This is a genomic window from Micromonospora sp. ABR4_055 (assembly GCF_056160425.1).
Genome location: NZ_JBSWXD010000083.1, coordinates 20,951 through 28,065 on the forward strand (window position 1 = coordinate 20,951; position 7,115 = coordinate 28,065).

Sequence of the window (7,115 nt, forward strand, 5' to 3'; positions counted from 1 at the left end):
CGGTGCCGCCTGGCGGTACCGCCTGCCGATCGCCGGTCGGCGTCGGGTGCCGGCCGAGTCCGCCGCTGACCGCGTATTCTTCGGGACGATGTTCACCGGAACCGCCACCTTCGACATGCTGCTGCCGGGCGACTCCCAGTCGCTGAAGGCGAAACGCTCCTACGTACGCCCGATCGTCGCCGCGCTGCGCCGCTTCGAGGTCTCCGCCGCCGAGGTCGGCGCGCTCGACCGGTACGGCCGGGCGGAGATCGCGGTGGCGGTGGTCGCGGCCGACGCGGCGCACGTACGTGAGGTACTTGACAACTGTGAACGGATGGTGACCGGTCGGCCCGAGATCGAGCTGCTCTCCGTCCGGCGCCGGCTCTACGGCGCCGACGACTGATCCACGACACCGACTGGTCCGGCACGCACGCGCACCGACCGGCCCGGCGTACGGCGCACAGGTAGGGTCGACACGTTGACCGGACACCGCGGAGGTAGAAATGACGGACCCGGCGCGGGTGCACAGGCACGCGGAGCGCGTGCGCGAGCTGGTGGCTTCGGTGGTGCGTACCCAGATCAAGGACCCCAGACTCGGCATGATCACCATCACCGACGCGCGGATCACCGCTGATCTGCGCGACGCGACGGTCTTCTACACGGTCCTCGGTGACGCCGCCGCCCAGGCCGGCACCAAGGCGGCGTTGGACAGCGCGAACGGGCTGCTGCGCAGCACGGTCGGCAAGGCGCTCGGGCTGCGTCACTCACCGACGCTCACCTTCGTCCTCGACGACGTGCAGGAGCATGCCAAGCACATCGACGATCTGCTTGCCGCAGCCCGCAGCGCCGACGCCGAGGTGCAGCGGCTGGCGGCGAACGCCGAGTACGCCGGTGACGCCCAGCCGTACCGGGCCGATTCGGATGACGACGAGGACGCAGCGGACGACGAAGACCCAGCGGAGGCGGCCCCGAAGGGCACGGCGACCGCTGACGCAGCCGGGTCCGGCCAGCCCCATCCGGACGGGCGACCCCGATGATCAGCGTTCCGTCTCCGGTCGGTCCACCGGCCGCCGATCAGGCGACCGGGCCGACCGGGGACGAGTGGGCGGCCGCAGTCGCCGCCGTCCGTGCGGTCCCGCCCGGCGGGAGGGTCCTGCTGCTGTGCCACGTCAACCCCGACGGTGACGCGCTCGGCAGCATGCTCGGCTTCGGGCTGGGCCTGACCCGGCTCGGCGGCTGCGCGGTGCAGGCCGCGTTTCCCGGCAACCAGGAGCTGCCGCCGTCCCTGCGGGGAATGCCCGGCTCCCACCTGTTGGTCCAGCCGGACGAGGCGTGGGCCGATCCGGATCTGGCGCTCTGCTTCGACGTGGCGAGCGCGTCCCGGCTGAACGCCCTGGCCGATCGGATGACGACCCGGACGGCGATCGTGGTCGACCACCACGCCTCCAACACCCGGTTCGGCGGTATTCATCTCGTGGACCCGACTGCGGCGGCCACCTCGGTGGTGGTCGACCAGTTGCTCGGCCGGCTCGGCGTACCGCTGGACCGGGAGATCGCCGAGTGTCTCTACATTGCGCTGATCACCGACACCGGTTCGTTCCGGTTCGACATGACCACCCCGGCGGTGCACCAGTTCGCCGCCCGGTTGCTGGCCACCGGCATCAGCCCGGCCGAGGTCTCCCGGCGGGTCTTCGACAGCCGACCGTTCGGGGCGGTCCAGCTCTTCGGTGCGGTGCTGCAACGTTGCGTCCTGGAGCCGGCGGCAGCCGGCGGCCAGGGCCTCGTCTGGACCCATGCCACCCTGGCCGATCTGGAACGTTTCGACCAGCCGCCGTATGTGCTTGAGGCGTTGATCGATTCGGTCCGGTGCACGGTCGAGGCGGATGTGAGCTGCGTGCTCAAGCAGGTGAGCGAGACCGGATGGGCGGTATCGATGCGCAGCAAGGGCGGTGTCGACGTGAGTGCGGTGGCGGTGGCGCTCGGCGGCGGTGGGCATCGGCTCGCTGCCGGCTTCACCGGTGTCGGCAGCGCCGACGAGGTCATCGCTGCCATCCGTGCCCAGCTTGGCTGAGTGCCCCGATCGCTGACCCGGGCGCGGGTCGGTCTCCTCCACAGGTGCCAGATCTCGCCAACCGAGCCCCGACCACCTGCATAGACACTTCACTCGTCGTCACCGACCAGGGACAATCGAGTGATGGAGCAGCCGTCTGAGCTCACCGCGGAGGTGCCGCGGGCCTGGGACCGACCGGTCGTCTCGATCCCGGTCATTGCCGTACTGTCGCTGGTGGGTGGGCAGCTGCCCTCGTTCTCGACGGCGGCGAACCTGTACACCATCGGCACCGGCGGGGCGCTGATCTGGTTCGGTCTGTCGCACCGGGTGCCACGGCGGCCGACCCCATGTCGACTCGGTGACGGTGCGGTGTGGTGGATCGTGCCGGTCGCGATGTTCACCGTCGTCGAGGGCGCCACGTTCGCGATGGGCTCGACCGACGACTTCCCGACCTTCTCCAAGCTGGCCGATCCGGTGCTGGACGGGCCGGTGGCCCGGTCGGCGGCGTACTGCGGCTGGCTGGCCGCGTTCTGGGTGCTGGTGCGGCGATGAGTGGTACTCGGGCGGCGGTGATCGGCGGTTTCGTCGTCGCGCTGGCGCTGTTCGGGGTGCTGGAACTGCTCGCCAGGCGGCCGGGCTCGCGGATCCCGACGTTCGGTGACGTTTGCGCGTACGTGATGCAGTACGAGGTGGGCAGGGTGCCGGTCGGTCGGATCGGGGTCTTCGGATTCTGGTGGTGGGTCGGGTGGCACTTCTTCGCGCGGTGATCGACGTAGACTAATGTATTTCTCTCGCATTGTGGGAACAGTGCGCAGGATGTGGACCTGAACGATAACTTGGGTGTGGTGCGGGCCACACCTGCCCGCCGCCTGTCCGCCTGGTCGCGGCCCCGGTGATCCCGGAGGTGCCGTCGTCGGCAATCCGGTGTCAACCTGTGGGAAGGTCGTGGCGTCATGCCCAGCAAGCCCAAGCCCGAAACCGCCGACGAAGCGCGCGAGCAGGCCCGGCGGGCATTGCAGATGTCGATGGACACCCGCCAGTAACGTCTGCGGGTCGCCTCCGGCCGCGCCGTCGCGCGAGACCGCGCGGCCTGGGTCGGTGTGTTGCGGGAATCGGTCTGCGGTGTTCCGCCTAGGTAAGTGACCTGGGCAATAGCGCTCCTTACCAATCGGCTGTCAGGCTGTACCGCGATGGCCACCTCCGGCACTGCGCCACCGTCGCCACCGTCCGGCCCGGGGTCCGAACCACGGTCGGCGTCCACCCGACGGATCGTGCGCCTGGCACTACCCGCTTTGGTCGTGCTGGCGGCCGAGCCGATCTACGTCCTCGTCGACACCGCCGTCGTCGGCCGCCTCGGGCCGGTGGCCCTCGCCGCCGTCGCGGTGGGTGGCACCGTGATGTCGGTGGCCGCCTGGCTCGGCACTGTCGCGGCGTACGGCACCACCGGCCGCGCCGCCCGCCGTTACGGCGCCGGTGACCGGGCCGCCGCCCTGGCCGAGGGGGTTCAGGCGTCCTGGCTCGGGGCGTTCGCCGGACTGCTGCTCGCCGTAGCGCTGCAGATCCTGGCCGGTCCGATCACCGCTGGGCTCGCCGGGGCGCACGGCCCGGTCGCCGACGCCGCCGAACAGTGGCTGCGGATCGCCGCCTGGGGCGCGCCGGGTCTGCTGCTGGCCGCCGCCGGCAACGGCTGGATGCGCGGTGTGCAGGAGACCCGCCGTCCGGTGTGGTACGTGCTGGCGGCCAACGTCGTCTCCGCCGTGCTCTGCCCGGTGCTGGTCTACCCGCTGGGTCTGGGGCTGACCGGGTCGGCGGTGGCCAACGTCGTCGCGCAGACCCTGGGCGGTCTGCTCTTCGTCCGGGCGCTGGCGACGGCCGGGGCGCCGTTGCGCCCCCGGCCGCACCTCCTGCTGACCCACCTCACCGTCGGACGTGACCTGCTGATCCGAGGCGCCGCGTTCCAGGTCAGCTTCCTGTCCGCCACCGCTGTCGCGGCACGGTACGGCACCATCCAGGTCGGCGCCCACCAGATCGCCATCCAGCTGTGGTTCTTCACCGCGCTGGCGATGGACGCGCTGGCGATCGCCGGCCAGTCGCTGGTCGGCGCGGCGCTGGGCGCCGGTGACGCGGCGGGCGCCCGGCTGCTCGCCCGCCGGCTGGTGCTGTTCGGCCTCCTCGCCGGCGTCGGATTCGCGGTGCTGTTCGCCGCCGGTGCCCCGGTGATTCCCGGCTGGTTCAGCCCTGACCTCGGCGTGCACGACCAGGCGATGGTCATCTGGCCGTGGTTCGTGGCGCTGCAGCCGGTGGCCGGGGTGGTCTTCGCTCTCGACGGGGTCTTCATCGGGGCGGGTGATCTGCGTTACCTACGTGACCTCACGATCGGTGGCGCGCTCGGCGGATTCCTGCCGGTCATCTGGGCCGGCTACCTGCTCGATTTCGGTCTGGCCGGCATCTGGGCCGGGCTGGCGGTGTTCATGCTGGTCCGGCTGGTCGGGCTGGTCCACCGGCTGAGGTCGCCGCAGTGGACGGTGCTCGGCGTGCCGGCCGGCCGGACCTGATCGCTGCGGCCATCGGGCGACCGGACCTGATCGCCACCAAGTATCGGGATCTGGCAGGCTTGGCAGTCGTGAGTACGCACGGACTGATCGTGGTCGACAAGTCGGCCGGGATGACCTCGCATGACGTCGTCGCCCGGATCCGGCGGCTGGCCGGCACCCGTCGGGTGGGCCACGGCGGCACCCTGGACCCGATGGCGACCGGCGTGCTGGTGGTCGCGGTGAACCGGGCCACCCGGCTGCTTACCTACGTGATCGGCGTCGGCAAGACCTACACGGCCACCATCCGGCTCGGCGTGTCGACGGTGACCGACGACGCCGAGGGGGAGGTCACCGCCCGGTTACCGGTGGACGGTGTCACCGAGGAGCGGATCCGGGCCGGGCTGACCGCGCTGACCGGGGAGATCGACCAGGTGCCCAGCGCCGTGAGCGCAATCAAGATCAACGGGCAGCGGGCGTACCGGCGGGTCCGCTCCGGCGAGCAGGTCGAGCTGGCCGCCCGCCGGGTGACCATCTCCCGCCTCGACCCGATCGCCGTCCACCCGCCGACCGACGGCAGCGTCGACGTCGACGTCGAGGTGGCCTGCTCGTCCGGCACGTACATCCGGGCCATCGCCCGGGATCTGGGGACTGCGCTCGGCGTCGGCGGGCACCTCACCGCGCTGCGCCGGACCGCGGTCGGCGGGTTCACCGCGGCCGAAGCCGCCACTCTGGCGGAGCTTGAGCAGCGGGCACCGGACGTGGTGCAGTTGCCCATGGCGACCGCCGCCAGCCGCTTCCTCACCGGCCGCGAGGTCGGCGCGGAGGAGGCCCGGGTGCTCGGTCACGGTGGCCCGATCGCACCGATCGGCCGACCCGGGCCGTATGCGGTCTACGCCCCGGACGGCGAACTGCTCGCGGTGGTGTCGGAACGTGACGGCCGGGCCCGCGCGGAGATCGTCCTCGCGCCGGCGTGACAGCATCGAACCCGGCCGGTCACCCGGTTGGGGCAAACCTTGGCGGCACAGGCGGGAGGCATCATGCAGCGGTGGCGGGGAGTGGAGGCGGCCGGTGGTGGCTGGGGTCGCGCGGTGGTCACCATCGGGGTGTTCGACGGCATCCACCGCGGGCATCAGGCGACGATCGGGCATGCCGTCAAGCGGGCCCGCGACCTCGGTATCCAGTCCGTGGTGGTGACCTTCGACCCGCATCCGGCCGAGGTGGTGCGGCCCGGTAGCCATCCGGCGGTGCTCACCGGGCCGGCCCGCAAGGCCGAGCTGATCGAATCGCTCGGCGTGGACGTGCTCTGCGTACTGCCGTTCACCGTCGAGTTCTCCCGGCTGACCGCTGAGCAGTTCGTCCACGACCTGCTGGTCGAGCATCTGCACGCCGCCGTGGTGGTGGTGGGGGAAAACTTCAGGTTCGGGCACCGGGCCACCGGGGACGTCGCGCTGCTGGCGCGGCTCGGTCGCCGGTTCGGGTTCGCGGTCGAGGACGCCAGCCTGGTCACCGACAGCGGCACGGTCTTCTCTTCGACGTACATTCGGGCCTGTATCGACGCCGGGGACGTGACCGCCGCCGCCGCCGCGCTCGGCCGGCCGCACCGCCTCGAAGGGGTGGTGGTCCGCGGCGACCGTCGCGGCCGGGAAATCGGCTTTCCCACCGCGAACCTGCTCACCCCGCGGTACGCGGCGGTGCCGGCGGACGGCATCTACGCGGCCCGGCTGGTGCGCTCGGACGGCCCGGTCCGCCCGGACGGGCTCAGCGGAGGAGGCCCCGGGCTGCCGGCTGCGGCCTCCATCGGCACCAACCCAACCTTCGCCGGCCGCGACCGCCGGGTGGAGGCGTACGTCCTCGACTTCGACCGGGACATCTACGGCGAGCAGGTGGCGATCGACTTCGTCGCCCGGCTGCGGGAGACCCGCCGGTTCGACGGGGTCGGTCCGTTGGTCGTCCAGATGAACGAGGACGTCGCCCAGGTCCGGACGGTGCTCGGCGCCTGACGTCCACCGGAGCCTCCCGGGCCGGTGGGCAGCCGCGATCCGACGCACCGTGGGCTTGCCGGCCGCCGTGCCGACCGGCTGGTAGCCTGAACACAGCGTCGGACCACCGACGATTCGTCTCGCCTGCCTGCACGACGCCGCGGGCGCCGAGACGAGGGACGACCCCACACAGATTCAGGGAGACCATGGCGCTCGATCAGGAAGCCAAGCGCAAGATCCGCGAGGAGTACGCCACCGCCGACGCGGACACCGGTTCGCCGGAGGTCCAGGTCGCGGTGCTCACCAAGCGGATCGCCGACCTCACCGGGCACCTCAAGGTGCACAAGCAGGACCATCACAGCCGTCGTGGTCTGCTGCTGCTGGTCGGCCGGCGCCGCCGGCTGCTTAACTACCTGCAGAAGAAGGACATCAACCGCTACCGTTCGCTCATCGAGCGGCTCGGTCTGCGGCGGTGACGTAGCGGGGGGGGGGGGGGGGGGGGGGGGGGGGGGGGGGGGGGGGGGGGGGGGGGGGGGGGGGGGGGGGGGGGGGGAGGGGGGGGGGGGGGGGGGG

General features: G+C 71.9%; 9 protein-coding genes. All 9 read left to right on the forward strand.

Translation table 11 applies throughout. The features are described from left to right. Window positions 1–88 precede the first annotated feature (88 nt). The 9 genes from ACXAHD_RS19285 to rpsO all read left to right on the forward strand — a co-directional run bounded on the left by ACXAHD_RS19285 (window position 89) and on the right by rpsO (window position 7,018). Window positions 89–382: a DUF503 domain-containing protein gene (locus tag ACXAHD_RS19285; protein WP_281553971.1), complete on the forward strand. Its 294-nt coding sequence runs from the start codon at window positions 89–91 to the stop codon at window positions 380–382. A 100-nt stretch (window positions 383–482) separates the two neighbouring features. Beyond that, window positions 483–1,016: a 30S ribosome-binding factor RbfA gene (gene rbfA / locus ACXAHD_RS19290; protein ID WP_475052220.1), complete on the forward strand. Its 534-nt coding sequence runs from the start codon at window positions 483–485 to the stop codon at window positions 1,014–1,016. After that, entirely contained in the window at window positions 1,013–2,050 is a 1,038-nt protein-coding gene (locus ACXAHD_RS19295; protein ID WP_281553973.1) for a DHH family phosphoesterase, read from the forward strand. Before rbfA ends, ACXAHD_RS19295 begins: the two co-directional genes overlap by 4 nt. A gap of 123 nt (window positions 2,051–2,173) precedes the next feature. Continuing rightward, a complete protein-coding gene (locus ACXAHD_RS19300; RefSeq protein WP_281553974.1) occupies window positions 2,174–2,581 on the forward strand; it encodes a hypothetical protein in 408 nt (135 codons plus the stop codon). Next, entirely contained in the window at window positions 2,578–2,796 is a 219-nt protein-coding gene (locus tag ACXAHD_RS19305; RefSeq protein ID WP_281553975.1) for a DUF6186 family protein, read from the forward strand. The genes ACXAHD_RS19300 and ACXAHD_RS19305 overlap by 4 nt, the downstream gene beginning before the upstream one ends. Before the next feature lie 423 nt (window positions 2,797–3,219). Then, on the forward strand, window positions 3,220–4,584 hold the full coding sequence (locus tag ACXAHD_RS19310) for an MATE family efflux transporter (RefSeq protein WP_475052224.1): 1,365 nt from the start codon (window positions 3,220–3,222) through the stop codon (window positions 4,582–4,584). Between the two features lie 110 nt (window positions 4,585–4,694). Then, the gene (truB, locus tag ACXAHD_RS19315; protein ID WP_475052228.1) at window positions 4,695–5,537 is read left to right on the forward strand and encodes a tRNA pseudouridine(55) synthase TruB; all 843 of its coding nucleotides are present in this window, start codon (window positions 4,695–4,697) and stop codon (window positions 5,535–5,537) included. Window positions 5,538–5,600: 63 nt separating this feature from the next. Next, window positions 5,601–6,563 (forward strand): bifunctional riboflavin kinase/FAD synthetase, encoded by a 963-nt coding sequence (locus ACXAHD_RS19320; RefSeq protein WP_281553977.1) that lies wholly within the window; start codon window positions 5,601–5,603, stop codon window positions 6,561–6,563. Window positions 6,564–6,748: 185 nt separating this feature from the next. After that, entirely contained in the window at window positions 6,749–7,018 is a 270-nt protein-coding gene (gene rpsO, locus ACXAHD_RS19325) for a 30S ribosomal protein S15 (protein WP_123600601.1), read from the forward strand. Window positions 7,019–7,115: the final 97 nt, after the last annotated feature.